This is a genomic window from Pseudoclavibacter sp. JAI123 (assembly GCF_013409665.1).
Taxonomy (GTDB): domain Bacteria; phylum Actinomycetota; class Actinomycetes; order Actinomycetales; family Microbacteriaceae; genus Pseudoclavibacter.
The window spans coordinates 2,505,266-2,531,217 of record NZ_JACCCM010000001.1; the positions used below are offsets into that span (position 1 = coordinate 2,505,266).

The 25,952-nt window shown below is 64.8% G+C and carries 19 protein-coding genes, 1 tRNA gene and 2 pseudogenes; 11 read left to right on the forward strand and 11 right to left on the reverse strand.

The window, feature by feature from the left end:
* The first annotated feature begins 52 nt into the window (after nucleotides 1–52).
* On the forward strand, nucleotides 53–763 hold the full coding sequence (locus HDC34_RS11765; protein WP_179556970.1) for a M15 family metallopeptidase: 711 nt from the start codon (nucleotides 53–55) through the stop codon (nucleotides 761–763).
* A 237-nt stretch (nucleotides 764–1,000) separates the two neighbouring features.
* Nucleotides 1,001–1,363 carry a DUF1801 domain-containing protein gene (locus HDC34_RS11770; protein WP_179556971.1) on the forward strand — a complete coding sequence of 121 codons (363 nt, stop codon included), beginning with the start codon at nucleotides 1,001–1,003 and terminating at the stop codon, nucleotides 1,361–1,363.
* Between the two features lie 82 nt (nucleotides 1,364–1,445).
* On the opposite strand, the gene HDC34_RS11775 is transcribed toward HDC34_RS11770, so the two are convergent.
* The 3 genes from HDC34_RS11775 to arfB all read right to left on the reverse strand — a co-directional run bounded on the left by HDC34_RS11775 (nucleotide 1,446) and on the right by arfB (nucleotide 3,902).
* Nucleotides 1,446–2,870: a cytosine permease gene (locus tag HDC34_RS11775; protein WP_179556972.1), complete on the reverse strand. Its 1,425-nt coding sequence runs from the start codon at nucleotides 2,868–2,870 to the stop codon at nucleotides 1,446–1,448.
* The gene (locus HDC34_RS11780; protein ID WP_179556973.1) at nucleotides 2,867–3,283 is read right to left on the reverse strand and encodes a nuclear transport factor 2 family protein; all 417 of its coding nucleotides are present in this window, start codon (nucleotides 3,281–3,283) and stop codon (nucleotides 2,867–2,869) included. Before HDC34_RS11780 ends, HDC34_RS11775 begins: the two co-directional genes overlap by 4 nt.
* A 196-nt stretch (nucleotides 3,284–3,479) precedes the next feature.
* Nucleotides 3,480–3,902 (reverse strand): alternative ribosome rescue aminoacyl-tRNA hydrolase ArfB, encoded by a 423-nt coding sequence (gene arfB / locus HDC34_RS11785; RefSeq protein ID WP_179556974.1) that lies wholly within the window; start codon nucleotides 3,900–3,902, stop codon nucleotides 3,480–3,482.
* Between the two features lie 89 nt (nucleotides 3,903–3,991).
* Between arfB and HDC34_RS11790 the strand changes: the two genes are divergently transcribed.
* The 6 genes and pseudogenes from HDC34_RS11790 (at nucleotide 3,992) to HDC34_RS18285 (ending at nucleotide 13,668) form a co-directional block, all read left to right on the forward strand.
* Nucleotides 3,992–4,666: a cyclase family protein gene (locus tag HDC34_RS11790; protein ID WP_179556975.1), complete on the forward strand. Its 675-nt coding sequence runs from the start codon at nucleotides 3,992–3,994 to the stop codon at nucleotides 4,664–4,666.
* A gap of 251 nt (nucleotides 4,667–4,917) precedes the next feature.
* Nucleotides 4,918–6,813, forward strand: a complete 1,896-nt coding sequence (locus HDC34_RS11795) for an ABC transporter ATP-binding protein (protein WP_179556976.1) — start codon at nucleotides 4,918–4,920, stop codon at nucleotides 6,811–6,813.
* A gap of 63 nt (nucleotides 6,814–6,876) precedes the next feature.
* Complete coding sequence (locus tag HDC34_RS11800) at nucleotides 6,877–7,428, forward strand: HEAT repeat domain-containing protein (RefSeq protein ID WP_179556977.1); 552 nt, start codon at nucleotides 6,877–6,879, stop codon at nucleotides 7,426–7,428.
* Between the two features lie 324 nt (nucleotides 7,429–7,752).
* Nucleotides 7,753–8,103: pseudogene (locus tag HDC34_RS11805) on the forward strand (ATP-binding cassette domain-containing protein); the annotation flags it as partial.
* Between the two features lie 343 nt (nucleotides 8,104–8,446).
* Nucleotides 8,447–13,309 carry a hypothetical protein gene (locus tag HDC34_RS11810; RefSeq protein WP_179556978.1) on the forward strand — a complete coding sequence of 1,621 codons (4,863 nt, stop codon included), beginning with the start codon at nucleotides 8,447–8,449 and terminating at the stop codon, nucleotides 13,307–13,309.
* Nucleotides 13,310–13,395: 86 nt separating this feature from the next.
* A complete protein-coding gene (locus HDC34_RS18285; RefSeq protein ID WP_374757229.1) occupies nucleotides 13,396–13,668 on the forward strand; it encodes a hypothetical protein in 273 nt (90 codons plus the stop codon).
* 199 nt (nucleotides 13,669–13,867) lie between these two features.
* Here the strand turns inward: HDC34_RS18285 and HDC34_RS11815 are convergent.
* A pseudogene (locus HDC34_RS11815) lies at nucleotides 13,868–14,129 on the reverse strand (transposase); the annotation flags it as partial.
* 139 nt (nucleotides 14,130–14,268) lie between these two features.
* On the opposite strand from HDC34_RS11815, the gene HDC34_RS11820 reads away from it, so the two are divergent.
* Nucleotides 14,269–15,891, forward strand: a complete 1,623-nt coding sequence (locus tag HDC34_RS11820; protein WP_179556979.1) for a DUF6119 family protein — start codon at nucleotides 14,269–14,271, stop codon at nucleotides 15,889–15,891.
* A gap of 215 nt (nucleotides 15,892–16,106) precedes the next feature.
* Here HDC34_RS11820 and HDC34_RS11825 read toward each other — a convergent pair whose 3' ends face one another.
* On the reverse strand, nucleotides 16,107–17,456 hold the full coding sequence (locus tag HDC34_RS11825; protein WP_179556980.1) for a RelA/SpoT domain-containing protein: 1,350 nt from the start codon (nucleotides 17,454–17,456) through the stop codon (nucleotides 16,107–16,109).
* Between the two features lie 602 nt (nucleotides 17,457–18,058).
* Nucleotides 18,059–18,132, reverse strand: a tRNA-Pro gene (locus HDC34_RS11830).
* Nucleotides 18,133–18,345: 213 nt separating this feature from the next.
* Between HDC34_RS11830 and HDC34_RS11835 the strand changes: the two genes are divergently transcribed.
* Nucleotides 18,346–19,608 carry an MFS transporter gene (locus tag HDC34_RS11835; RefSeq protein ID WP_179556981.1) on the forward strand — a complete coding sequence of 421 codons (1,263 nt, stop codon included), beginning with the start codon at nucleotides 18,346–18,348 and terminating at the stop codon, nucleotides 19,606–19,608.
* 21 nt (nucleotides 19,609–19,629) lie between these two features.
* On the opposite strand, the gene HDC34_RS11840 is transcribed toward HDC34_RS11835, so the two are convergent.
* Nucleotides 19,630–20,118, reverse strand: coding sequence for a hypothetical protein (locus tag HDC34_RS11840; protein ID WP_179556982.1), 489 nt, complete (start codon nucleotides 20,116–20,118; stop codon nucleotides 19,630–19,632).
* 272 nt (nucleotides 20,119–20,390) lie between these two features.
* Between HDC34_RS11840 and HDC34_RS11845 the strand changes: the two genes are divergently transcribed.
* On the forward strand, nucleotides 20,391–20,573 hold the full coding sequence (locus HDC34_RS11845; RefSeq protein WP_179556983.1) for a hypothetical protein: 183 nt from the start codon (nucleotides 20,391–20,393) through the stop codon (nucleotides 20,571–20,573).
* Nucleotides 20,574–20,583: 10 nt separating this feature from the next.
* Here the strand turns inward: HDC34_RS11845 and glsA (HDC34_RS11850) are convergent, their stop codons facing one another.
* The 4 genes from glsA (HDC34_RS11850) to HDC34_RS11865 are packed head-to-tail and all read right to left on the reverse strand — an operon-like array spanning nucleotide 20,584 to nucleotide 25,911.
* A complete protein-coding gene (gene glsA / locus HDC34_RS11850) occupies nucleotides 20,584–21,630 on the reverse strand; it encodes a glutaminase A (protein WP_307852768.1) in 1,047 nt (348 codons plus the stop codon).
* 10 nt (nucleotides 21,631–21,640) lie between these two features.
* Nucleotides 21,641–22,684 carry a glutaminase A gene (gene glsA, locus HDC34_RS11855; RefSeq protein WP_308807322.1) on the reverse strand — a complete coding sequence of 348 codons (1,044 nt, stop codon included), beginning with the start codon at nucleotides 22,682–22,684 and terminating at the stop codon, nucleotides 21,641–21,643.
* A gap of 9 nt (nucleotides 22,685–22,693) precedes the next feature.
* A complete protein-coding gene (locus HDC34_RS11860) occupies nucleotides 22,694–24,406 on the reverse strand; it encodes a flavin monoamine oxidase family protein (RefSeq protein ID WP_374757230.1) in 1,713 nt (570 codons plus the stop codon).
* On the reverse strand, nucleotides 24,403–25,911 hold the full coding sequence (locus tag HDC34_RS11865) for an amino acid permease (RefSeq protein WP_179556984.1): 1,509 nt from the start codon (nucleotides 25,909–25,911) through the stop codon (nucleotides 24,403–24,405). The genes HDC34_RS11860 and HDC34_RS11865 overlap by 4 nt, the downstream gene beginning before the upstream one ends.
* Between the last annotated feature and the right edge of the window lie 41 nt (nucleotides 25,912–25,952).

The window sequence follows — 25,952 nt, forward strand, 5'->3', positions numbered from 1 at the left end:
GTATGCGAAAGAGGCAACACCCCGGCAACGAGCGCGCACGTGGACTTGTCGTATGACGCTCACCAGCCCGACCCGCCACCAGCGCACCGACGACGACCAGCCACCTCGCAAGCGAGGCGTGCGACTGCTGCTCGGCGGCGCATCCCTCGTCGCCCTCGCAGGCCTCGGAGTCGCGCTGTTCTCGGCGCAGCTCGGTGAGACGACGGCGTCGCACACCGAGCTGCCGGTGCAGGACACGGTGCTCGCGGAACCCTCAGACCTCGGGCCTGTCGAGACCGGCGACTCACCTGTCTCGGAGACAGACGGCTCCGAGAACCCAGACGGGCGCCTCCAGTTCGGCACGACCGCCTTTGACACCGAGTACGCGGGCATCGGCAAGCTGTCTCCCGAGTTGCGTGACGCCCTGCAGGCCGCGACGCGCGACGCCCAGTCCGCGGGCGTCTCCGTCATGGTGAACAGCGGGTGGCGCTCCGCCGAGCTCCAGGCGCAGCTGCTGCAGGATGCGGTCGCCGAGTACGGGTCGGAGGAGGAGGCCTCGCGGTGGGTCGCGTCGCCCGAGACGTCGCTCCACGTGTCGGGCGACGCCGTTGACGTGGAAGGGAACGGCGCATCCGACTGGCTCGCTGCCAACGGCGCCAGCTACGGCCTCTGCCTGACCTACCTCAACGAGCCGTGGCACTTCGAATACCAGGCCGCCGCATCCACCAACGGATGCGCGGAGCCGTACGCCGACCCGAACGACGACCCGCGGCTGCGGCGATGACTCGCCATCGCTGGCCCGCTCAGCCGCTTCCTCGTTCGCAAGGCGTCTTGCTACCCTGATCGTCGGCACGCTCCGTGCCCTCGCGCAGTCGATGACGAAGTGCTCGTCTGACACATCCGTGGAGAGACCTGGTTTCGATCAAGGCACGTCCGCGGTGGAGATTGCGCAACCTGCCCCACCCGGGGTTGGTTGTGATCACCATGCCGCCGACGCGGTGCGAGAGAAGGGTGGGACCTCGTGTCCACAACGAAGACAGACAAGGCGACGAAGGACCTGCAGGAAGTCCTCGAGAAGATCGCCTCCTGGCCGAAGCAGTACGCCGACATCGGCACGAAGCTGCACGACGCGATCCTCGGGGCCGGACCGAAGCTGAAGCCGCGCATCTGGTACGGCATGCCGGGGTACGCAACGGGTCGCAGTGCGCCGGTGCTCGTGTTCTTCCGTCTTGACGACGGGGTCATGTCGTTCGGCATCTCGGAAAAGGCCCGGGTCGAGCGAGAGCCGGACAGCACGTTGCGCCCCTCCGCTTGGTTCCTCGAGGAGATCGACGACGCGACGCTGGGGAAGATCAGCGACCTCGTTCGCACGGCGTTCTCGTAGCGCGGACAGTCCGCGGGCGGGGTGGTCGGCTGAGCCGAGCAGCACTCCACCCGACGGACGACCCACACCTGCGGGGGTAGGGTCAGCGCTCCCGCGTCGGCTCCCCCGCCTCTTCCTCCTCGTCGAGCAGGTGCCCCGCCTTGATGGCGTCGCGCGGATCGGCGAGCGCGAGCGGCTTCACGCCGCGCAGCGCCCAGGTGAGGCCGAGGTAGAGCGCGAAGCTCACCGCGAAGGCCGGGATGTTCGCGCCGATGGGGCTCGGCACGACGTACGCGAGCACGTAGGAGAGGGCTGCCCCGACGATCCATACGACCACGGCCACCCAGTTGATGCCGCCGAGGTACCAGTAGCGGCTCTCGCGCCGCTCCTGCAGGATCTGCCGCGAGTAGCTGCGGCGCTTGAGCAGGTAGTAGTCGGCGATCATGATCGCGAACACGGGCACGAAGAACGCGCTGATGATGAAGAGGAAGTCGGTGAACTGGTTCAGCAGGCCGAGGAACGTCGAGCCGATGATCGAGATGATGCCGAGGATGATCGCGGTCGGCAGGAAGCGCAGGTGCCACTTCGACTGCGCGTTGATGACGGAGGTGACCATGCCGAAGACGACCATGGTGTTGGTCGCCATCACCGACAGGAAGATGGCGATGCCGAGCGGCCAGCCGAACTCGGCGACGATCACGGTCGGGTCGAACGCGATCGCCTCGCCACCGCGCAGGAGCACGACGCTGAACGCGACGAGGCCGAGGAACATGGCGATCGTGGTCGAGAGCGTGTAGCCGACTCCTGAGCCAACGACCCCGGCGACGCTGTTCTTCGCGTGCCGGTTCATGTCGGCGGAGAGGACGGTCCACGAGATCGCGGTCGCGATGACCAGGTCGAGGGTGATGAACGCGGTGCCGCCGAGCTCCGCATCCACGGGCATCGCCGCGAAGTCACCGGGGCTGAACGCGCCGAACGCGGCCGCGAACACGAAGCCCATGACCACCAGGATCACGAGCGCCAGCCACGGCTCGACGCGCGAGATGCCCGTGTGGCCGAAGATGGCGAGCACGACGACGATGCCCTGGCAGATGGCGGAGAACAGCATCGGGTTGGAGAAGCCCGTCGCCTCGTACACGAGGTAGTCGACGGTGACGCCGGCGAGCATCGCCTGCACCCAGCTCCACCCCATCAGGACGATGAGGTTGGAGGCCGCCGGCACGAGGCTGCCGCGGATGCCGAACGCACCGCGCGTCAGGGCCATCGTCGGCAGGCCGGTGCGGGTGCCCATGTTGCCGATGAGCACCAGCACGACGACGCCGAGGAGCGTGCCGAGCACGATCATGCCGGTCGCCGTGCCGAACGAGACGCCGGGAACGAAGAGCGTGCCGGTGAGGAGCGTCGTGACGACGAGGTTCGCGGCGAGCCAGATGAGGGCGATGCGGATGAGCGACTGGGTGCCGCGGACGGGGCCGGCCGAGTCGTCCTGGCCGTCGAGGTTCAGGGCCATGGTCTTCGGGCCGGTCATGAGGTGGCCTCCGTGTCCGTCGTCGGCGCGGACAGGTGCTCGTGGATCGCGAGGAGGGATCCGTCGTCGCCGACCGTGAAGACGATGCTCTCCCGCTCGAGGTACGAGTCGGGGCCGTCGGCCGAGTCGATGCTGGTCGCAACCGTGTGGCTGAAGACCGCGCCGCCCGGGAAGACCTGCACGAGGCGGTCGGTGGATGCGCAGGAGGTGACCCGCCAGCCGCCCGCGATCCAGCCCGCCCAGAGCGCTTCGTACTCGGCGCGCGAGTCGAGCCGCGCGGGCTCCGGGTGGAAGATGAACGACGCGTCGGGCGCGAACCCGGCGAAGTACGCCTCGGTGTCCGTGGCGCGGAACGCGTCGATGATGGCGTCGGCGGCGTCGAGCACCGCGTCGTGTGTGGGTGTGGTCGACATTCAAGTGCTCCCTTGGACTTGGCGTGCGCTGCCTTGCAGGTGTCGCACGGCGATGATGCTTGCGACTGCCGCGTTGCGGCTGCCGCTCTGCACCAAGGAAACACCCGCTGCCCGAGTCTCGTCCAGGGAACAATCGAACAAGTTTCGGTTCTTGAGGGGCGATTCGCCCGGACGACCCCAAGCTGCGCGCGCCGTCTTAGTCGGCGGCAGGGCGCCGGCGCTGCGCTTTGGTGGCTGAGCGCTGGCCCTTCGACTCGAGTCTCCGCCGCTGTGACCCCTTCGTGGGCTTCGTCGCCCGACGCTTCGGTCCGGGCGGGGCGAGGCCTTCGCGCACGAGGTTCGCGAGCTTCTCGAGCGCCGCCTCGCGGTTGCGGAGCTGCGAGCGCCGTTCAGAGGACGTGACCGTGAGCACCCCGTCGACGAGGCGCTTCTCGAGTCGATCCAGGAGCATCCGGCGCCGGTCGTCGGTGAGCACCAGGGATTCGGTGATGTTCCAGGAGAGTTCGACGCGACTATCGGTGGTGTTGACGTGCTGCCCGCCCGGCCCTGAGGATCGCGAGAATCGCCAGCCGAGCTCCGCGGCCGGAATCGTGAGCGAGCGCGACACCTCCAAGTCCATGCGCCAAGCCTCCCACGCGCACGCAACCCGTGCCGGCCGCGGAAGGCGCAGCGCCTCGCGGGACGGCCGTCGGTGCCTAAGGTGGCCCCATGTCGCAACCGCATCGGAAGCTCGTCGACCTCACGCATCCGCTCGCCTCTGGGATGCAGATCTACCCCGGCGACCCGGAGGTGCGGATCGCGCCCGCCACCTCGCTGGCCGAGCACGGGGTCGTCGTCCATGGTCTTCAGCTCGGCACGCACGCGGGCACGCACCTGGATGCACCCTCGCATTCGATCGCCGGCGGAGACACCGTCGACAGCCTCGACCTCGCTCGGCTCGTCGCGCCGCTGCACCTCGTCGACGTGACGGCAATTGCGGCTCCCTCGCGTCGGATCGCGCTCGCCGAGGTCGCCTCGCAGCTCGATGCGGTGCAGCCTGGCGCGATCGTCGTCTTCAGAACGGACTGGTCAGCGCGGTTCGGGCAGCCGGACTACCTCGAGCATCCCTACCTCGACGTCGCGATCGCCGAGCGGCTGCGTGCTGCGGGCGTGACGGTCGTCGGTGTCGACACCCTCAGTCCGGACCGCACGGACCCGACTGCCGAGTCTGCCGAGCTGCCGTTCCACGAGGTCTTTCTGGGCGCCGGCGGCGTCATCATCGAGAACCTGACGAACCTGTCGGCCGTCGACCCAGCGCGCGACCCCTGGATCTCGGCGCTGCCGCTGCCGTTCACGGGCCTCGACGGGTCCCCGGTTCGAGCGGTCGCGATGCATCGCGCCTGACCGTCGGCGGCGTCGCGATCGCCGAGTGGGTCTCCGTGCAGGCGGCGTGGAACGGAGACCTCGCCGAGCACTCCTTCTCCCCGATTTCCCGCGCGTCCCGAGCAGCGACTCGCCTTAGACGCATCTGTCGAGGCCGACTCCAAGCAGGTGTGGATTACCTACATCGAACGTCCTTCGCCCCTGGCGGACAACGGCAAACGCGGGCAAACCGCGATCTAGGCTGAGCCTCCTGCCTAGGGGAAGGAACCGCTATGAGCATGGAAGGCGCGGCCTGGAGTTCGCTCTACAAGATCTCGTCCGCGAGGGATGGGAAGCACGGCTTCTCGCGTGAGTCGGTGCGGCGCATCCTGACGTTCGCGGTGCCCTACCGGTCGAAGCTGGTGCTTTTCATCGCCCTCTCGATCGTGGGTGCGTTCCTCGCGGTCGCGACGCCAGTCCTGGCCGGCCAGGTGGTCGACGTCATCGTCGCCAAGGGCGCGCTCAGCACGATCGTGTGGCTCGCCGTCCTCATCGCCATCGTCGCCGTCGCCGACGCGGGCGTCTCGCTCGTGACGCGCTGGTACTCGGCGAGGATCGGCGAAGGCGTAATCCTCGACCTCCGCACCGCCGTCTTCAACCATGTGCAGAAGATGCCGATCGCGTTCTTCACCCGCACGAGGACGGGCGCCCTCGTGAGCCGCCTCAACAACGATGTGATCGGTGCTCAGCAGGCCTTCAGCGGCACACTGTCGGGCGTGGTCACGAACCTGGTGGCGCTCATCCTGACGCTCATCGTCATGCTCAGCACGTCCTGGCTCGTGACGGTGCTCGCCGTCATCATGCTGCCCATCTTCCTGATCCCCGCGCGGCGCATGGGCAGTCGCCTGGCCGCGCTGCGCCGCGAGGCCGCCGATCACAACTCGGCCATGAGCACGCAGATGACGGAGCGCTTCTCGGCGCCCGGCGCGACGCTCGTCAAGCTGTTCGGTCGGCCCGACGAGGAGGCCGAGGAGTTCCGCGTCCGGGCGGCCCGTGTCCGCGACATCGGGGTCCGTACCGCAATGCTGCAGTTCGTCTTCTTCACCGCGCTGATGCTCGTCTCGGCGCTCGCCCTCGCGCTCGTGTACGGACTCGGCGGCGCCCTCGCGCTTGGCGGCCAGCTGGAGACCGGTGACGTGGTCACCCTCGCGCTGCTCCTGACCCGCCTCTACGCGCCGCTCACGAGCCTCGCGAACGCGCGAGTCGAGATCATGAGCGCGGTGGTCAGCTTCGAGCGCGTCTTCGAGGTGCTGGATCTCGAGCCGCTCATCAAGGAAAAGCCGGACGCGGTTTCCGTTCCTGAGGGCCCGGTGTCTGTCGAGTTCGACGACGTGCACTTCGGCTACCCGTCTGCGGACAAGGTGTCGCTCGCCTCCCTCGAGGAGGTGTCGACGCTGGATACGCGCGGCGGCGAGGAGGTGCTGCACGGTGTGTCCTTCCGGATCGAGCCGGGGCAGACCGTTGCCCTCGTGGGCACGTCGGGTGCCGGCAAGTCGACGATCGCGCAGCTCCTGTCGCGCCTCTACGACGTCGACAGCGGCGCTGTGCGCCTCGCGGGGACGGACGTTCGCGACGTCACGTTCGCTTCGATGCGGCACACGCTTGGCATGGTGACGCAGGACGGCCACCTGTTCCACGAGACGATCCTCTCCAACCTGAAGCTCGCGAGGCCGGAGGCGTCTGACGACGAGGTGTGGGATGCGGTGCGCCGTGCACGGCTCGAGCCGCTCATCCGGTCGCTGCCTGACCAGCTGGACACCATGGTGGGCGAGCGCGGCTACCGGCTGTCGGGCGGTGAGCGTCAGCGGATGACGATCGCGAGGCTACTGCTGGCCCAGCCGCGGGTTGTCATCCTCGATGAGGCGACGGCAGCGCTTGACTCGACGTCGGAGGCGGCCGTGCAGGCGGCGCTCAGCGAGGCGCTCGAGGGGCGAACGGCGATGGTGATCGCCCACCGCCTGTCCACGATCCGTAGCGCGGACATGATCCTCGTGGTCGAGGACGGCTCGATCGTGGAGCGCGGCACGCACGAGGAGCTGCTCGCCGCGGCTGGACGGTACGAGGAACTGCACCGGACGCAGTTCGCCGTGCAGAAGAAGTTGGCCGCGGATGCGGATGCCAACGGTTGAGTTCGCAACGGGCAGGTGCCGCTCGCGCACCTGCCCACAGCACGGTCGGCGTAGGGTGAGGTGATGCCTGACATGCCCTCTTCAGTTCCTGCGCCCGTTCCTGTCGACCTCCCGCTCGAGCAGCGGCTGGCGGCTGCCGTCGAGCGATACGGCCAGTCCGAGTTTGTTGAGCGAGCACTCGGCCTCATCAAGGGGCATGACGAAGGCGACGACCTTCTGCTCTTTGTTGGCGGCGATCACGCGCAGGGAATCCTCGATGGTGCGCCCGTGCTCTACTGGCCCGAGCTCTGGGGCACCCGCGCGTTGCTGTATGTATGGGATGAGTCGGCGGCGCCAGCGGTGATCGGCACGCTCGGGAACCCGGCTTGGCGCGTCCGTGAAATGGGAGCAAGGGTTGTCGCGGCGCGCGAGCTCACAGCAGTATCCGAACTGGCCGGGCTGCTCGGCGACAGCGTGGCTCGAGTGCGATCGGCAGCCGCGAGGTCTTTGGGAGCCGTAGGCGCGCTCGAAGAAGTGGATCGCCTGCGCCCGCTACTGAAGGATCCCGAGATCGAGGTGCGGCGAAGCGCTCAACAGGGCATGGACGCACTGCGCGCGCGGTTCCCGAAGAACTAGGGCGCGTCACGCTTGGCTCGACCCACCGACACTGGGTGAGGTGGAGTCGGATACTACGCACAGAAAACACGACACGGGCGAGCGCGCTGACGAGCCTCCGCGATCCGTGGCGGCAATCGCTCATGTGCCGACTATCGCTACAGTGCCTGCGAGGTTGCACGCGAAGCAGAGGTCGACCGAGGCGCACGACATTCAGAGGTGGAGGGTCCCCAATCGATCACTTCTCATCGGGGAAGTTCTGTCTAACTGACCGTGTCCTGCGGGCCAGACTCAAACCTCGTCGCGAGACATCGGCATACCCGTCATCCGCTCCTGATCGATTAGCTGAACAGCATGTTGGGCGAGCGCGACTACCACACCTCTCGGGCAGTGAGCGTCAGCGCATGACCATCGCCAGGCTCCTGCTCGCTCAGCCCCGCGTCATGATCCTCGATGAGGCGACCGCCACGCTCGACTCGACTTCGGAGGCCGCTGTGCAGGCGGCGCTCAGCGAGGCACTCGAGGGACAGACGACGATGGTGATCTCTCACCGCCTCCAAGATCCGAAGCGCCGACCAGATCCTCGTGGTGGAGGACGCCTCGACCGTGGAGCGCGGGGCGCATGAGGGAACGCGCTTGACACAGCTCGCCGTGCAGAAGAGGGCGGTGGATGCGGATGCTCTTGGTGGCAGCTAGAAGCTGAAGATCGTGCCGCGTCGCTGGCAAACTACCGACCACGATCACCCCCCCCACTGCGTACCATCCTTCGCTCGGCGAGACCGGGCGGAAGCGCCTGGAAGACTCAGCGGGGTGTCACAGGCTCTTCAAGTCCGTTCCACCTGGGATGGGTGCTTACCATCGGGATTCTGCCCGGGGGCTCAGACACGGGTGTCGAACGATCCCACACGGTCATAGCGCTGCAACACCACCGCCAGAATCACGTCACGTCTTGCGGCATGTAAGTGGATCCTTTGGCGGCAGAGTCGAGTACGTTCAGATCAGTTGGGTCGCGGCCGAGGCAAGGAAGCACAAGACGATCGTGCATGACATAGATTTCCGGAGGATCCGGGCGCATGAGGGTTCGCAGCATCGCGCCTGGGAAGAACTCGCCTACATCCTCGCTCCCGAGCTCGACCAGCTACCTGCGGGCACAAGACTGATCCGGCGCGCCACTCCCGACGGCGGGGTTGAGTTCAGCTGCCCGGCGCCATCCGGACGCGGCGTAGGTACTTGGGCCTGGCAGGCAAAATACCTCTTCGACTTTCGCACCACAACATTCCAGCAAATGAAGTCAAGTTTTGAAGACGCGCTAAAAAATACGCCCGGCCTGTCACGGTACATCTTCGTTCTACCCGAGGATCGACCCGATGGCGCTGTTGGTGCGAGCGCGATGAAGAAATGGGCGGAGCAATCTGCCAAATGGGCGCGGACCGCAGCCGATGAGGGAGCCGAAGTTGCGTTCGAGTTCCATGGGCATTCAGAGGTGCTCACGGCGTTGCTCCGCCCAGATCAAGCGGGCACGGCACGATACTTCTTTGACACCACAATTCTCAGCCCAGAAGCCATGGCGGCTCAGGTCTCGAGGGCCATAACCGATCTCGGACATCGCTACGACCCCGCCTTGAACGTGAAAACGGACTTTCCCTCGCTTGTTGAGGGACTCTGCCTAGACGATCGCTTCATTGATGAGGTTGGTCGCGTGCTCTCTCTGGCCGAGAAAAGCGCGACAGAAGCCGAGCATGCACTAAGGAGCTACAGCCGGGCGGCCTACGAGACTGGCCCGGCCCCGTCGGCGGACTGCGGCGTCGCCGAAGGAATCGTGCTGGCGCCGGACTTCCTGGCCGACGACGATCCACTTGGTCCCCGGCCGGTCGTTTCACCCCTCAGGCAAGCTGGCGATGTCTCGGCCGTTAGCGCGGTGCTACCGGATCTCGGTGCAGCCATCAGGGCTTGCGGCATGGCACTGGACCATCACGACCCCTCTCGCCTAGAGGCGACAAGACAGTCGCTTAAGCGCTGTCTTGACGCCGTAGCGATGGATAAACGCGCTCACGACGAACTCTCCTCGAAGCGAGACACAAACGAAAAGATCAAACTCAATTCTGATGCAGCGCAGACAGGCCGTACCTCCAACGACTCAGACCAATTCACGACTCGAGGCTCTACTCCGGCTCAGGCCGATGTGCACATGGCCCTCGCTCGAGCCAGGTCCGCCCTCTCGACCGCGATCGGCTTCCTGGGGAGTCAGACCGCGTCAGCGGCATCACAAGCGGCCGTTGCGCTCGTCGGCCCCGCCGGTTGCGGCAAGAGCCACTCAATAGCGGACGTCGCCCGCGAGAGACTCGCAGCCGGCGCGCCAACAGCCCTCATTCTCGGGCAACAGCTCTCGGTAAACACTTCGTTAGGTGCGGAGCTCGGTCACTTCCTCCAGTTCAACGCACCGTGGAGCGAACTGCTTAGTTCACTTCAAGTCGCGGCTCAAGTTGCCGGCCAGGGCCGCGCATTGCTCGCTATCGACGCGATCAACGAAGGGCCCGGCGCAGACCTCTGGGCGGACCGACTCGGCGGGTTCCTGAATGAGATCGGACAGTATCCGCTGGTCGCGGTCTTAGTCTCAGTGCGAGACACTTATGAGTCCGCCCTGATAACGGACTCTGTTCAGGATAAAGTAGTTCGTTCGGTGCACCGCGGACTCGCGGGGCACGAGGCCGAAGCTATCCATTTGTACGCCGACTATTATGGCCTGCAAGTAAGCAACGTTCCCATATTGCATCCCGAGTTCAGCAATCCGCTGCTTATTAGGTCAGTGTGCCGATCAGCCGAGAACCGGGGACTCACGAGCTTCCCAACGACTGCCCTCGGCCAAAATTGGGTCTTCGACGGATTGCTTGACGCCGTCAACGCGACTGCGTCGGTTTCTCTTGATCGCGACAGCCACGACCGAGTGGTACATAGAGCCGTTAGGCAGCTTGCGGAGCGCATGCTTAGCTCAGACTCGGAGGCGATCTCCTACGACGATGCCAGAGCGGCCTGCAGGACAGTGCACGACGACCATGGTCAAGCCAGTCGCAGCCTGATAGCCGTTCTTGAGAGAGAGGGGATACTGCTTCGCGAAAGAGCCTCGCACCCCGCGAAAAGTCCCGCCGATCCACCGCACTCTGACCAAATTCGATTCACCTACCAGCGGATGTCCGACCATCTGCGTGCCCAGACAATCCTCGCCCAGAACGTAGATGACCAGGCATTGGTTCAGGCGATCGCTACTCTGCTTACAGACCAAGCGTGGCGGGCGTCCGGACTCATCGAATCTTTAAGCGCGCTCGTCCCCGATTCACGAGGCCGCGAACTCATGGATCTCGTTTCCGATCAGGGCTGGTTCGACTCCTGCCATCGACAGTTAGCCAATGCACTGCTAGACAGCCTGACCTGGCGCGCCTCCTCAACGATCAGCACCCGCACCATCACACTCGTCCGGGAGCACGTTCAGACGGGGTTCATCGACAACGACGCTTGGCTTGCAGCACTCCTCAGTCTTGCCTGCGTGCCGGACCATCCGCTGAACGTGGACTTCCTCCATCCACGACTCGCGAGTTGGACGCTGATCGAGCGCGACATGGCGTGGTCGCAGGCAGTTGCTTGGATCTGGCAAAACGACGACAACCCGCTCGCCCGCACCATTGATTGGTTGTGGGGAAGCTGCCATCAACTGGACGCGACGGGCGCCCGACTCGTGGGTCGTCTCCTAGCGTGGCTCCTCAGCTGCACCAGTCGACGGCTACGAGACTCCGCGACCAAGGTCCTCGTCGAAGTTGTTGACCACTGTCCCGAGACGTTGCCGCAACTGCTTGTGGACTTCGCCGATGTCAACGATCCCTACATTCGTGAGCGTCTCATGGCTGTTGCCCTCGGACACGCCACCAGAGTCCGAACTAGTCATCTTTCGCCCTCGGTCGCGACGCTTCTCCTCAAAACCCACGAAGCGGCGATCCGGATGGCATCAGCTTCCGACCATCCACCTCATGCGTTAATCACGCACTACGCCCAGCAACTCACTTACGAAACCCGGCGACGACTGCCCGAGGTCGATCTTGCCCCCCATGCGGAGGCCCGCGCTGCATGGCCGCTGAGTCCACCGTCCAATGCTGAATTACGCCAACTGTTTGGTGACGGCAGTGACCGTTACCTACCAAGTTCTCCGGTGATGTACAACTTTCGGGAGTACGTCCTCAAGAGGGGAATCGCCCGCGACTTCGTCCCCCCGGAACAGGCTAAGCTCCTGCGGCGGCGGAAGGCGAACGCAAAAGCGCGCTACCAACGCGCTATACAGGAGCTGGCCTCGGCAACGGAGCAGACGGCCCACGAAATTGACCGGATTCTCACTACGCCAGAGCGCCGGCCGTCGCTTGAAACCTTCCGACGAGTTCGAGGTGACACCGTCTTCCCTGGGGAAGGTCCCCCGTCAGAGCAGCTGCGAACCGCGCAACCGGACCTGTTCTTTCGCGCAAGTCGTGCGCGACAGGATTACGTGACCAACGAACCGGTCCGGGTTTCAACCGAGCTGCTTGAGCGCCATGTCATCGCGCGTGCTCTCGAACTGGGCTGGACGCCCGCCAACCAGGGTGGACCTGATACATCCGCAACCCACGAGCGCTGGGCGGGGCAAGCCCAAGACAAGGTCGAACGTATCGGGAAGAAGTACAGCTGGATCGCCTTCTACGAACTCCTTGCGGTCCTGGGGCAACATTGCGCGGTCCGTCGTTGGAACGACAGCGAGGAGGCCTACGCATCCATCTGGCAGTTGTCTCACGTCTATGACATTGACCCCACGATTACACTCCGCGGTGACTCGCCGGGAAGCGAGTCGGCGAGCGCGCGGCTCCTGGCACGGGCTCGGATGACTGACCATGTAGGAGCTTGGTGGCTCCATGGCTTCAAGTCGCCTTTGCACCAAGCTAACGAATCAGACAGCGAGTGGCTACAAACCAAGTCAGACCTGCCAGTCCCTCGGCGTCTGCTGTCGGCGCGCGATCCGAGCGGAGATGAGTGGATTGTGTTGGAGTCGCACACTGAGTGGCAGAAAAACACCCCCGGTGCCGCTTACGAGGCAGGTCCTCATCGGCGTGATATGTGGGTCCGGAGCCAGTCTTACTTGGTGTCCAGTACCAGCGTGGAGGACATCCGCGAGTGGAGCGCCGGAAAGAACTGGATGGGGCTCTGGATGCCCACTCCTCCCGACTATGGGCTCGGCCACTACCGACAGTACCCGCACGGGGAGCCGTGGACGGAGTGGATTGTTCAGCTCTTCTCAGAGCGTTCCGATGCGGGGGAACTGGGCAATCCTCCTGAGGGTTACGACCCGGACGAGTATGCAGCGACCGATGGTTGGATAACGCCAACGGAACGCGACTTTCCTGCGCACCCAATAGCTCTGACCACCCTTGGCTACGCAGCCAATGCCGATGTAGACATGTCAGCCAAGAACCTGCCGCGAGGCCTCCTGCCGTCACCCCTTCTGCTCCGATTACTGGCTGCAGGGCCAACGCCAATCGACGCCACTTTGGGAGATGACTGCGACCGACTCGACCTTGGTGCTGTCGAGCGCGCTTACAGTTGGAGCCAGAACAACCGAGTAGTGATGTTCGGCACCGACGGGGTGGAATGGGGTTCCCCGACAGCCCTCTTTGTTCACGCCGAGACACTCGAGGCCGCTCTCACTGAACGCGGGCTCACATGGTGGACCTGGATGCTCGGCGAAAAAATCAGCTGGCGGCATGGCGACCCTACGGGCGACCGCATGGACATGTTCGGCGCAGCGGGCTTGCGAGACGGAGTTCTGCACGACTGGCACTTCGATAGTTGCTACTACGCTAGAGGCGACCACAGATTCGAGGTGGACACTTGAGGTCCGCAGCACAGGCGTCGGGCTACCCGTAGAGTTCTGATCCAGATTGTGGGAATCGGTCGCCATCTCATCATTGATGATGAATCATGCCTCACCAACCGGGGTGGAAAACGCCCACCTGTCTCGCGAATTCGAGGAATCTCAGTGGACGCTGCGTTGCTGGCAAGGAAACGCGTGACGGACGGCCCGCCAAATGGGTCCGCCTCATCAGCGGACAAGGTGAAGCCTCGGAGCATGAGCGCCAGTTTGAGAATGGCTCAGACCACTCGTTTCTCGATAGAATTGATGTTCCCCTGCCCTCTGCGCAACCAACCACGTATCAGTCTGAGAACTGGCTGCTCGATCCGACCACGTATTGAGAGAAATTCGGCGAAATTTCATGGGCGGATTTGGACCGGCTAACGGACGACGATCCACTCTGGCCGGAGGGCACGTCAAGCAGCTTTAGTGGTGCAATGAACGTGTTGAGGAAGAAATCGCATCACGCTTGGGCGACTCTCCGCTTCATTCACATTAATTCTCTGGAGCTACGCGTCCACAGACCTGGCGCACCACCTAGACGTCGCGCCGGAGTCGCTTGTTCTCGGCGCGCAGCTGGCGAATACATATGCGTGTTCCTCGCTGGTCTGACCGTCACGCTCCGATATCGGCTTGGAGCACCCACCGCCGCAACGATTCCGCGCCGACGCCCTCTTGCCTCGCCACGGCTGCGATCGCTTTCGCTCGAGACTGGTTGTCGCAACAGTGGTCGCGCACGAGCCGCACGGCTCGCGCCCCGTAGCGCGTGGTCAATCTCTTTTGGCCGCCGCCATCCTTGCAACTCGAAAGGACACTGCGACAAGCCCAGGACGGTTCACGCACCTGCCCCAACCCCCATACACGACTCGCCGCGTTCGGGCTTGCAGAAAAGCCAAACGTCACTTAGCCTCACTGCCACCGTCCAGGGAGAGGGGTACGGCATGCGTACACAGCGTCTAACGATCTTCCTGCTGCGAGATATCGACCAATTTGACGACGCTATCGCCGATGATGTCTGGGCTGACCTCGAGATCAGCGAACTCACTAAGTCCTCCGGTCTAACCGGACGCTTCTACTCAAAAAGGAACGCCGCGAGTACCCCGAGCTGGGCACAGTACGTCGAGCCAGCCGTCGAAGGTGGAGTTCACGGCGTACAATCCGCTTCCGCATCTGGATTGCTCGTGATATCGGTAGACGGCCTCACCTTTGCCCTGACCTTTGGATACGGGCGGAGTTTCATCGATCAGGCAAGAATCGAGCGACGCTTCGGCCTCAAGGTCGCCCTAAACCTAATTGACGATAAACAGATCCGTAGCCTCGACACCAAGGTCTTTGACGAAATGGTGGTATCCCGGAACACCCAAACCAGCCGCACGGCTGAACTCCCCGCATTTGGGGTTGACATATTGCGGGACATTGTCCGAGCTGTCACAGGGATGGCACCGGCCTCCACTGGATACAAGGGAGTAAGCGGCGCCGATGCCCTGGTTCTTGGCGTGAAAGCTCCTGTGACGGATCTTCCGAGCCTCCTACGTGATCTTTATGGCCACTACACCGCCACAAAATATAAAGCAGCGTTCGGATGGGTGGATCACCTTGCTGAGGTGAGAGATCCTGCACTCGCGAACCGACTGGACGCGCAGCTCATCGAGCAGTTGCGAGTTTCCGACACCACTTCAACTCATATGGCGATGTCAGAAAATCTCGATTGGGAAGACATCGAGTATTTTTCGATCGTCCCGACGCGTCGGCAGACACAGTTCGTGGAGTTGGATCTTGACGCTTACCTAACCCAACCAACCACCAGGGCGGGCGAACTCACGATTGAACAACTCAAGCGACGCAAGGTCGCTGTGAAGTTCAACAGCAGCGCTGACGCAGTCGACCGCTGGAGTATCTACCAGTGCGTCGTGACGGAGCAAAAGATTGACGGAAACCTTTACGCCCTGGTCGAAGGACGCTGGTTCGAGATCGCAGGTTCTCTCGTCGCCCAAGTCGATTCCGCCGTCTCAGCGATTCCCCACATGTCCGTCACCCTGCCCGCAGGATACTTAGGCGAATCCGAGGGCGACTACAATGCGAGAGCGGCAGCCGGCTCGAGCGACCTCGTGCTGCTGGACAAACAGCTGGTCGCCCCCGACGGCGCCAAGACCCGGCTGGAGTTCTGCGATCTCATCTCCACCAACGGTTCCCTAATTCATGTCAAGCGCAAGTCCCGCTCATCCACGTTGAGCCACCTCTTCGCGCAAGGTCACGTCTCGGCCGAGGCAATGGTGGACGACCTGCTCCGCGAACAAGTGCGCACCGCGATCGCAAGCGCCGTGGGCCTTGGAGATGCCAGCCGCTGGCTGGAACTCGTGCCTCCGAGCGGAACCGCCCCCTATCGCGACAGGATAACGGTCACGTACGCGGTGTTGGCCAACTCCAAGGCGAGAGGTATCGAATGGCTCCCCTTCTTCAGCCGCCTGACGCTGATGCAGACAGTACGTGACCTTAATCGCCTCGGGTTCACGAAAATAGCGCTCGCCCGCATACCAGTTGAGAATGCGGCCTTGACCGCCTGATCACGTCCCGCCAGGTCGAGGTTGGACTGGTGTCTACAGCAACCCCCGCGAAGTCGTGATACACAGTTGAGATGTCGGTCCCGCATCGTGAGCTGACGAGCATGCACCTTTCTCCCGGCTTGGGACTGTGGAACGTATCCGTCTGTCCGCGCATTGCGGCCCAGCCCTGCGAAGTCCGGCAACGCACCGGTCATCACCGACCCGACGAGGTTCTTCTAGCGCCCGTCGACCTTAAGCTCGATAGTTCGGGTTAAATGACGAAGCCACGCGGCCGATTCCCGCAAACTCTCTGGAGTCACGTCCGCCGCCCCTCCGTGAATGACTCGATTTCGCAGGTCGCGCATGATTCTCAACTCCGCGTCCTCTTCAGACGTGATCAGTTCACGAGCAGCAAGCTGCCGAAACAGCACCGGTAGCGGGGGTAGCCTTGCCTTGTCGACTTCCAGGATGTCTTTGAGGAGTGTTTCTAACAACACCCAAGCGGTGACGAACTCACCAAGAGCGAGCGTACGCGGTGCGTTGGCTCTCAAGCTCGCGGTCGTAGTGCGACGAAGATTCGACGGATGGCGCGATGTCTCCATGGCTCGCAAGTACGCCTTATACCGCGATTCATCCCCGGACAGCATTAGATCGGCCAGTTGATCGGCAACGGGTCTATGTTCGAAGTCTCGCTCGAGCGAATCGAGATACGACTCGACTATGGACGCAGTTGCAGACTCTTCTGTGGAGAGGTAATCGAAAAGTGCGTCAACTTGACCGAGAGTCGAGTCGGTGACATTTACACCGCGGTCCGATAGTCGTGAGCGAAGAAATTCGGCGAGTTCGTAGTGGTCGCGGAACGGCGTGTCGGCCATCGAAACTCTCGCGTCTCCGGCCTTCTGAAGCTGCTCAAGAGCAATTTCGCCGGCAAGAACAAGGCCGTTGAGCTGATCAAGAAGTGCGTACTCCGATGATGAAAGCTCGCCTCCCAACGGTTTGTATACGAGATCATGCTCCACCTCAGACCAAGCGTGCATGAGCACCGAAGCCATTTGCACCTCAACGAGAGCAGACGCGTAACGATCTTGACCTGTGGTTAGTCTCGAATCGGGAATGAGCACGCGGAAGTGCCTAGCACCGTAACCGGAGAAACGATGCACGTGAGCCGTCTCGCCCGGAGAAGCAGCTTGCTCGCCTAAGAGAATGAGGGGGTCAGGTGTGCCCACCTTGGGGCCGGTCGAGGCCCTATCGGGTGGGAAGCGCTTGTCATGTTGAACATCGAGCGTTGTTCGGATCACTTGCTCTGCCTCGTCCATCTGCCCCGGGAAGTACAAGGCAACCCGAACTCCGGCGAGATCAACAATATCCTTCTTGATCTGAGCAACAGACCTGTAGGCCATATCGCGATTACGTGCATGCAGCTTGACTGACAGACGATCTACCGACTTGGCGCGACTCGTCACGATGGCGCGCAATCCCGAGCTCGCTAACGCGGACTCAAGCAGGCCACGAGCTATGCGCGCCGACGCGTCCCAGAAATCGAACTGCCGCTCGTAGTCCTCTAAAAAGTCGTCAATGACAGCCACGCCAACCCTCTTTCGCCCGGCACCCTTCGCCGAAGTCTACGGTCAACACAACGAACTCAACATCCACGTTCGGACACCGCAGGAGATACGGAGGTGGGTGGGAGGAGCCGGCACGATGCGAATTGAGTCGATTCTTCGATATTCGCGCTTCACATATGGGACGAACACGTGCAGGAGCGAACAGCGCCTCCTGATCAGGGCCGTCCTCGCTGGCCCGAGCCATTCAGGCACCGCCGCAGATACTCCGTCAGCCAGTCCTGAACCTCGAGCCCCATGACCCACGAGCAGCGCGAGAGCGAGCAGCTCGCTGCCAGTCCCGCCATCGATGTCTCGAGAACGTAAGGCAAGGGCGTATCGGTCACTCGGGGCCGGCTGCGAGGCGGAAGAAGCTACGCCCGAACCCACGTCAAACTCCTCATCCAAGACCTCGACATGACCGTCATCAACGCCACCACCGGCGAAGTCCTCCGCGAGCTCACCATCGATCTCAGCAAGGACTACCAACCCACCGGCAACCCCAAAGGACCCACCCGAAAAACGAAATAGCCCGAACCTGCAACTGCAGGTTCGAGCTATTTCCGATGTCTTGCGACATCTCACCGTCGGGCTGACAAGATTTGAACTTGCGACCCCCTGACCCCCAGTCAGGTGCGCTACCAAGCTGCGCCACAGCCCGTGGCTTTCGTTCTCCGCGAGGACAACTCGACCATCCTAGCGGAACCTGGAGCGCTCTGCGCACCACCGTGTCGAACGTGTCGCGACAAACAGCCCACCGCATCCACTTGCCCGATTGTTCGCACAATCGGCCGCCTGGGAATAGCCTGGTAGGCGCGCAGCGTTGCGAACCCAGTCCCCGAACTCAGAACCAGAGGTCCGCAACATGCAGGTCATGCCCGAACTCACCCCCTTCCGGCGAGGAATCGCCCTCTTCGCGCTCGCGCTCGGAGGGTTCGGCATCGGCGTCACCGAGTTCGCCACCATGGGCCTGCTGCCCGACATCGCACGCGAACTGCTCCCCGGCTTCGAGCAGAACCCGGATGCGGTGATCGCGCAGGCGGGCATCCTCATCTCCGCGTACGCCCTCGGCGTTGTGGTCGGTGCCCCCGTGTTCGCGGTGCTCGCGGCCCGCATGTCGCAGACGAAGCTCGCGTTCTGGCTGCTCGGCATCTTCATCGTCGCCTCCGCCGCATCCGCCCTCATGCCCGACTTCGGTACGACCGCCGTCATGCGCTTCATCGCCGCGCTCCCCCACGGCGCGTACTTCGGCGTCGCTTCGCTGCTCGCCGCCCGCATCATGGGCCCTGGCAAGCAGGGCCAGGGCGTTGCGCTCGCCCTCTCCGGCCTTACCATCGCCAACATCTTCGGCGTGCCCCTCGCGACCTGGCTCGGCCAGGCCAGCGGCTGGCGCTACGCCTACGTGCTCGTCGCCGCGATCTTCTTCGTCACGTTCCTGCTCGTGTTCTTCTTCGTGCCCCGCTACCCCGGCAACCCCGAGCGCAGCGCCATGAAGGAACTCATCGCCTTCAAGAACCCGCGCCTCTGGATCATGGTCGCCGTCGGCGCCATCGGCTTCGGCGGGTTCTTCGCCGTCTACTCGTACATCGCCGAAGTCACGACCCGCGAGACCGGCCTCGGCGCTGGCATCGTGCCGTGGGTGCTCGCGACCCTTGGCGTCGGCATGACGCTCGGCAACCTCATCGGCGGATGGGCGGCCGACCGCAACCTGACCCGCACGATGTTCGTCGGCTTCGGCTCGTTCATCGCCTCGCTCGTGTTCTACAGCCTCATCGCCTCGAACCCGGTCGGCCTCTTCATCGCCGTCTTCTTCCTCGGCCTCACCTCGTCGTCGCTGCTCCCGGCCATCCAGTCGCGCCTCGTGCGCATCGCAGACGAGGCCGCGCTCCTCGGCGCGGCCATCAACCACGCCGCGTTCAACGTCGGCAACAGCCTCGGCGCGTGGCTCGGCGGCATGGTCATCGCCGGCGGCCTCGGCTACCTCGCCCCCGGCTGGGTCGGCGTCGTGCTCGCCGTCCTCGGCATGGGCCTCACCGCTCTCGGCGTCTCCGTCGAACGCCGCGACAAGCGCCACTCGCTCGACACCACCGGGCTCCGCACGATCCCCGCCGCCGAGCGCGCCGACGTCGGGGCCTAGCCCCGCCAGCAGTCTGCTTCGCTACGCTGTCGCCTCCGCACGCTTGCGGAGCCGCGGCAGGAAGCCGACGTAGCTCGGCCGCGACAGCCAGCCGAAACCGACTAGGGCTTCCACGCTGAGCGCCGTCACCGCGCACCACAGCGGGACGCAGAGCCACACCCACGCGAGCGCACTCGTCGCCGGCACGCTCAGCACCTCGAGCGTCACACCGAACTCGGCCACGCACATCCCGACCGCCACGACCACAGAGCTCACCAGCGAGCCGACGGCCGCGAACACGACCGCCCAGCGCGCGTCCCTGGCCCCGCCGACCACCCACGCGGCAGCCTCCGCGAAGATCACCGCAAGCACCGGCAGCAGGAACTCGCCAGCAGCGACCGGGCGGATCCCCTCCTCCGGTGTCGTCCCCCACACGCCCCACAGCACCGACACCGCGAACGTCACCAGAAACGCCAGCAGCTGCGCTCCGAGACTCGACGCGTACCAGGCAAGAGCCGGCCGAAAAAGCAACCCACGAACCCCCATGAAGACCCCCATCCCCCGCGCCCGAATGTAGCACCGGCCTGAGACGCCCAGCCCCTGCCGGGCGCCAGCGAGTCCACATAGGTGCGCCAGCCTCGGAACTCCGAGAAAGCGGCCATGCGGCCGCGATCACCGCCTGTGTTTTCAACCGCCGAGTCAGGCTCAGAGGTTGGGAACTCAGGCAACGAGACAACGCCCCTAGGGTTCAGAGACCCCCGACGATCAGACATCCAATGGCGGGAGCCGCGTAGGCTTCCGGCGTGAACCGATACCCGAGACCGTTCGCGTTGACCATGGTCGTGGCCGCCAGCCTCCTCTTCATCGGCTCCGTCGTGGTGATCGCGGGAGACCCGAGCCAGTTCGGCCCGTGGCTCACCGCCGGCGCGATGCTGCTGATCGTCGTCATCTTCGCTCCGTCACTGCGGCGCGACCGCAACGACTGAGCGCCCACCGCTACTGCACGGTCGACGCGAACATGTTCAGGCCAAGCTTGTTCGAGAGGTGGCGCGTCGCGCGGATGCCGCGCACGCTGTTGCCGGCCGCATCCAGTGGCGGTGAGAACGTCGCAAGCGACCCCTTGCCGGGCGCGATCGTGACGATGCCGCCCGAGACGCCGCTCTTGCCCGGCATGCCCACCTCGAACAGCCAGTCGCCGCTCGCCTCGTACATGCCGTTCGTCGCCATTACGGACAGCACGTCGCGGCTCACCGACGGATCGACGACATCGACGCCGGAGATGGGGCAGTCGCCGCCGTCGGCGAGCGTCGCCCCCATCGTGGCGAGGTCCTCGGCCGTGACAAGCAGCGAGCACTGCCGCGTGTACAGCTCGGTCACCTGCGTCGGGTCGAGCGAGATGTGCCCGTAGCTCTCGAGCAGCCTCGCGATGCTGCGGTTGCGCGTGTTGGTCTGCATCTCCGACTCGTAGACGCGCTCGTCGATCTCGAGCGGGTGGCCGACGAAGTTCGACAGCCCCGCGTGGATGAAGTCCCACTTCTCATCCCACGTCTTCCCGGGCACGAGCGACGTGGTCGCGATCGCCCCCGCGTTGACGAGCGGATTCATGGTGCGTCCGCCGTTGAGCTCGATCGCCATGACCGAGTTGAACGGCAGCCCCGTGTTGTTGACGCCGATGCGCTCGCGCACCTCCTCGTGCCCCAGCTCCTGCACGACCAGCGCGTAGACGAACGCCTTCGAGATCGACTGGATCGAGAACTTGAGCTGCGCGTCCCCGAACGAGAATCGGTGCCCCGTCGCCGAGGTGAGGCTCAGCCCAAACCAGGACGAGTCGGCCTCCGCGAGCGCAGGGATGTAGTCGGCGACGGCGCCGTCCTGCACGTGGCGGTACCGCTCATAGGTCTCGGAGAGCATCTCCCGCACATGCTCGGCATCCGGCAGACTGCCGGTCGACACCACGCGAGTGTCGGGATGCACGAGGTCCGGCTCGCTGGGGAACGCGGTCGGGTGTTCCGGCAGGAGTGTCTGTTCGGGGAGAGTCGTCACGACCCCGAATCTAGTCTTGAACGGTGCCTGACGCGAAGAGGTTCATGCCGAGCTCGTTCGAGAGGTGCCTGGCCGCCTTGATGCCGCGCACGCTGTTGCCGGCGTCGTCGAGGCGCGGCGAGTAGCTCGCGAACCCGCCCTTGCCCGGGGCGATCGTGACGAGACCACCCGAGACGCCGCTCTTCGCGGGCATCCCGATCTCGTACAGCCATTCGCCGCTCGCCTCGTAGAGCCCGTTCGCGGCCATGACAGCGAGGGCATCCCGGGAAGCCCCCTGCCCGATCACCTGCTCACCCGTCTTCGGGTTCTTCCCGCCGTCGGCGAGCGTGGCCCCCATGACGGCGAGGTCTTCCGTGCTGACGAGCAGCGCGCACTGCCGCGTGTACAGCTCCGTCACCTCGTGCGGGTCGAGCGTGATGTGCCCGTAGCTCTGCAGCAGGCGCGCGATGCCCTGGTTGCGGATGTTGTTCTCGCGCTCCGACTCGAACGCCTCCTCGTCGATCTCGAGGTCACGCCCCGCGAAGCCGGAGAGGCCGCGGAGGATGAAGTCCCACTTCTCCTCCCACGTCTCCCCCGGTGCGAGCGCCGACGTCGCGAGCGCGCCCGCGTTGACGAGGGGGTTCATGGTGCGACCGCCGTTGAGCTCGATCGCCATGACCGAGTCGAACGGCAGGCCCGTGTTGTTCACGCCCACCAGCTCGCGCGCCTTCGTGTGCCCGACCTCCTCGCGCACAAGCGCGAACACGAACGCCTTCGAGATCGACTGGATCGTGAACAGCAGCTCCGCGTCGCCGCGACTGTAGCTCTGACCCTCCGTCGAAACGATGCAGATCCCGAACAGGTCAGGATCCGCATCCGCCAACGCCGGAATGTAGTCGGGCACCTCGCCGTCGTCGACTGACGAGAACTGCTCGTACGTCTCGTCGATCGCCGTCTTCACGTCGCCGGAGTCGGGCAGCTGCCCCGTCGAGATCGCCGAGCGGCTCGAGTGCACCATCTCCGGCTCGTCGCCGAACATGTGCGTCGCGTCTATGGATCTCCCGGTGTCAGTCACACGGGAAGGCTAGTCGAGGCGCACCGGAGCAAGCTCCGACCACACGTCCCCCGGCCCCGGGTTCTCGGCAGCGGATGCGCCGCCCAGGTGCTTCGCGACGCCCCACACGGCGTTGAGTGCCGTCGTGACGGCGCCCTCCGCCCAGCCCGCCGTGAAGGAGATGTCGTCGCCCGCGAGGAAGATACCCCGCTGCTCGGCGGCGAGATCGTCCTGCACGAAGTGCCCGAAGAGGCGCTCCTGGTACCGGTAGTGGCCCGGCAGGTTGTTCTTGAAGGCGCCCATGTAGTTGGGGTCGGCCTCCCACGACACGGTGATCGGCTCGCCCACGATGTGCGCGCCGATGTCGAGCCCTGGGTAGATCTTGTCGAGCGAGTGCAGCATGAGCCGCGTGCGCTCCGACGCGTCGAGGGCCAGCCACTTGAGGGCGTCGTCGTTCCACGTGTAGGAGAGCAGGATGACGGCGGGCTTGTCCGGCCCCTCGTCGATGAGGTACGTCGCGCGGGGCAGACGGTCGGTGAGGGTCATGCTCATGACCGGCTTGCCCGTCGCCGGGTCGAGGTCGCGCCAGAACGGGCGGTCGACCATGACAAACGTCTTCGACGAGAGCATGTAGTGGCTCTTCTCGATGGCCGTCCACATCTCCGGCGTGAACAGCGCCTCGTCGGTGTCGATGCGGGCCGAGAGCAGCCACGACTGGCACGTCACGATGGCGGACGCGAACTCCTGGGTGCGCCCCCACTTCTCCGTGATGCTGACCCCGCCGTTCGCACCGCGCCTGATCGCGGCGACCGCGCCGCGCGGCACGCCGCCGTGGAGGCTCGCGAGGCTCGTGCCCTCTGGCCAGTGCTCGAGCTCGGTCGGCTCGTGGTGCCAGAGGTCCACGGGCAGCTTCTGCGCCCCACCCACGATGCGGCGGTGCGCGTCGTCAGCGTTCGTGAACACGACCCGCAGGATCTCGAGGATCGAGTTGCCGAAGTCGGTGTCCCACCCACCCGTGCCGAAGCCCACCTGCCCGAAGGCCTCGATGTGCTCGAAGCTGAGATCCCTGAAGGCCGCGCTCTCTGCCACGAAACCGTAGAACGAGCGGTTGTCGAACTTCCCCACCAGCTCGTTCCAGGCGGCCTTCAGGGTCTCGGTGTCACGCGCCCGGATGGCGTCCTGGATGCGAACCAGGTCGGCCTCCTCCGTCAGCGCGCGCTTCCACGCCTCCGCCACCTCCGTGAAGAACGGGGGCAGATCGGCGGGAGTCTCCGCGTAGAACGACCTCCCGGCGAGCTCGATGACGGTCGACGGGGTCACCTCCGCGAGCGGGTTGGGGAACGCCTGCGTCTCGAGCCCGAGCAGATCGACGTAGTGGTAGAACGCGCGGCCCGACTCGGGGAAGCGCATCCCACCCAGGTCGGCGATCACGCTCGGAGCGGCGTCGAACGAGCGCGTCTTCAGGCGCCCACCGATGCTGTCAGCCTCGAAGATGACGGGCTTGAGCCCCATCTTCATGAGCTCGTACGCGGCGACGACACCTGCGACTCCGGCGCCGACCACGGCCACCTCGGTGCCGTGGCGGTGCTCCGGCACCGAGCCGAGGCCAGCCGGGTGCGCGAGGAACTCGTCGTAGCTGAACGGGAAGTCCGGGTTGAGCATGGTCACCGGCTGCGGGTCCTGCGGCGTGGATGCGCCTTCAGCGCGCTGGGGGCCGCTCGGCATCGGGGTCGCGATGGTCACTTGTGCTCCTTCATGATGACGGGGGTCGCGGCCGTTGCCGCGTTGACGTAGTCGTTCTCGCTCATGGCGCCGACGATGGAGTGCTTCCGACCGTACGCGAAGTACAGGGCGACGCCCACGACCATCCACAGACCGAACACCATCCACGTGGTGCCGCCCAGGGTGACCATGAGGCCGAGGCACATGACGATGCCGAGAATGGGAACGACGGGGAAGAACGGCACCTTGTAGCTGCGTGGCAGCTCGGGGCGTGCCCGGCGCAGGTAGATGACCGAGAGGTTCACGAGCGCGAACGCGAACAGGGTGCCGATACTCGTCGCATCCGCCAGCTCGCCGAGCGGGATGAACGCGGCCACGATCGCGATGATCGTCCCGACGATGACCGTGCCGGCGACCGGGGTGCCGGTCGAGGGGCGCACGCGGCCGAAGATCTTCGGCACCATGCCGTCGCGCGACATGCGGAACAGGATCCGCGTCTGCCCGTAGTACACGGTCAACACGACGCTCGCGATGGCGATGACGGCACCCACCGAGAACATGAGGGCAAGCGCCGGCTGGCCCGTGATGTCGGTGAGGATGCGCACGAACGCGGCCTCGCCGTCGTTGAACTCGGTCCACGGGAGCGCGCCGATGGCGGCGACCGCGACGAGGATGTAGACGACCGTGACGATGATCATCGACAGGATGATGGCGCGCGGCAGGTCCTTCTGCGGGTTCTTCGCCTCGTCGCCCGCCGTGGAGGCGGCGTCGAAGCCGATGTACGAGAAGAAGAGGCGGCTCGAGGCGGCCGCGACACCGGCGGCGCCCATGGGGGCGAGCGGCTCGAAGTTCTGCGTCGTGAACGCCGTGAAGGCGATGAACACGAAGATGAGCAGCACGATGACCTTGATGGCGACCATGACCGTGTTCACCCAGGCGCTCTCCTTCGCGCCGCGCACGAGCAGCAGCATCGCGACGATCACGAGGGCCGCGGCCGGCAGGTTGAAAAAGCCGCCGTCGAGGCCGATCGGGTTCGCGAGGGCCGGCGGCAGGGCGAGGCCGAAGACACCGAGGGTCTCGTTGACGTACTGGCCGGCGCCGACCGCGACGGCCGCGACGGACACGCCGTACTCGAGCACGAGACACCAGCCGCACACCCAGGCGACACCCTCGCCCATCGTCGCGTACGAGTACGAGTAGCTCGAGCCGGACACGGGAACGGAGCTCGCCATCTCGGCGTAGGAGAGGGCGGAGAGGAGCGCCGCGAGGCCAGCGACCGCGAACGCGATCCAGACGGCCGGCCCAGCGAGCGGGACCGCGGTGCCGAGAATCACGAAGATACCCGTGCCGAGCGTCGCACCGACGCTGATCATCGTCAGCTGCCACATCCCGAGCGTGCGCTTCAGGCCGCCCTCGCCAGACTCGGTCAGCGACTCGTCGGTGAGCTGCTCCAGCGGCTTGCGGCGCAGGAGCTGCGCGCCGAGCGGCGTGCGGGACCTGCCGGTCGTGGTGGATGATGTCGCCATTGACGGTTCCGTTCTTGATCAGGGATCGATCAGCTCTGTTG

Bases quoted from the DNA above. Each gene is read 5' to 3' on its own strand.
- HDC34_RS11765 (WP_179556970.1), top strand. From the start codon at position 53: ATGACGCTCACCAGCCCGACCCGCCACCAGCGCACCGACGACGACCAG.
- HDC34_RS11775 (WP_179556972.1), bottom strand. From the start codon at position 2,870: ATGACCGGCCCGAAGACCATGGCCCTGAACCTCGACGGCCAGGACGAC.
- HDC34_RS11780 (WP_179556973.1), bottom strand. From the start codon at position 3,283: ATGTCGACCACACCCACACACGACGCGGTGCTCGACGCCGCCGACGCC.
- arfB (WP_179556974.1), bottom strand. From the start codon at position 3,902: ATGGACTTGGAGGTGTCGCGCTCGCTCACGATTCCGGCCGCGGAGCTC.
- HDC34_RS11790 (WP_179556975.1), top strand. From the start codon at position 3,992: ATGTCGCAACCGCATCGGAAGCTCGTCGACCTCACGCATCCGCTCGCC.
- HDC34_RS11795 (WP_179556976.1), top strand. From the start codon at position 4,918: ATGAGCATGGAAGGCGCGGCCTGGAGTTCGCTCTACAAGATCTCGTCC.
- HDC34_RS11800 (WP_179556977.1), top strand. From the start codon at position 6,877: ATGCCTGACATGCCCTCTTCAGTTCCTGCGCCCGTTCCTGTCGACCTC.
- HDC34_RS18285 (WP_374757229.1), top strand. From the start codon at position 13,396: ATGCCTCACCAACCGGGGTGGAAAACGCCCACCTGTCTCGCGAATTCG.
- HDC34_RS11820 (WP_179556979.1), top strand. From the start codon at position 14,269: ATGCGTACACAGCGTCTAACGATCTTCCTGCTGCGAGATATCGACCAA.
- HDC34_RS11835 (WP_179556981.1), top strand. From the start codon at position 18,346: ATGCCCGAACTCACCCCCTTCCGGCGAGGAATCGCCCTCTTCGCGCTC.
- HDC34_RS11865 (WP_179556984.1), bottom strand. From the start codon at position 25,911: ATGGCGACATCATCCACCACGACCGGCAGGTCCCGCACGCCGCTCGGC.